The organism is Kineococcus gurbantunggutensis (genome assembly GCF_050871925.1).
Taxonomy (GTDB): domain Bacteria; phylum Actinomycetota; class Actinomycetes; order Actinomycetales; family Kineococcaceae; genus Kineococcus.
Genome location: NZ_JBJLSG010000340.1, coordinates 1 through 881 on the forward strand (window position 1 = coordinate 1; position 881 = coordinate 881).

The window sequence follows — 881 nt, forward strand, 5'->3', positions numbered from 1 at the left end:
GCAGCACCGGTGCCACCGTCCTGAGCGCCCAGGGCCTCAGCGCCGAGACCCTGCTGCATGAGGCGGACACGGCGATGTACGCGGCCAAGGCGGCCGGGCGGGCCAGGGTGGTCACGCACGACCACGCCTTCGGCGCCGGGCGCAGCTTCGGGCGCCACCTGGAGCGCGAGCTGGTCCACGCCCTGGCCCGCGACCAGCTGCGCCTGCACTACCAGCCCGTCATCGACGTGCGCGACGGGCACGTGCAGGCGGTGGAGGCCCTGCTGCGCTGGCAGCACCCGCAGCACGGCCTGCTGAGCGCGGGGGAGTTCATCGACCGCGCCGAGGCCGCCGGTGCCCTGGGCGGCATCGGGCGCTGGGTGATCGAGGCCGCGTGCGCTCAGCTGGCCGCCTGGCGCGAGCAGCTGGGTGAGCGCGCCCCGGCCACGGTGTTCTGCAACCTGCGCCCGCGCGAGCTGGCCGATGCGTCCACCACCGCCGTGATCGTCGCCAGCCTGGCCGCGCACGAGCTGGTCCCGGCGGACCTGGGCCTGGAGATCCTGGAGGAGGTCTTCACCGACCCGCTGCTGCTGCCCGCGGTGGGCGGGTACTCCCACCGCGGGCACCCGGTGGCCATCGACGACTTCGGCACCGGGTACTCCTCCCTGGCTCGCCTGGTGGGGCTGCCGGTGGCCTACGCCAAGGTCGACCGGGGTTTCGTGGCTGGCCTGCCCGGCGATGCGCGCTCGCGCGCCCTGGTGGAGGCGGTGCTGGTGGTTGCCGCCAGCCTGGGCGTGCGGGTGATCGCCGAGGGGGTGGAGAACCAGGCCCAGCGCGAGCACCTGGCCGGTGCGGGGGTGCGGCTGCTGCAGGGCTACCACCTGGCCCGCCCGCAGAGCGCG

At 75.5% G+C, this 881-nt stretch carries 1 protein-coding gene; it reads left to right on the forward strand.

What is annotated here, in order from left to right; translation table 11 throughout:
- Positions 1-881: EAL domain-containing protein (locus ACRYR7_RS25570; protein ID WP_432575202.1), on the forward strand; the 881-nt coding region annotated here is incomplete at both ends.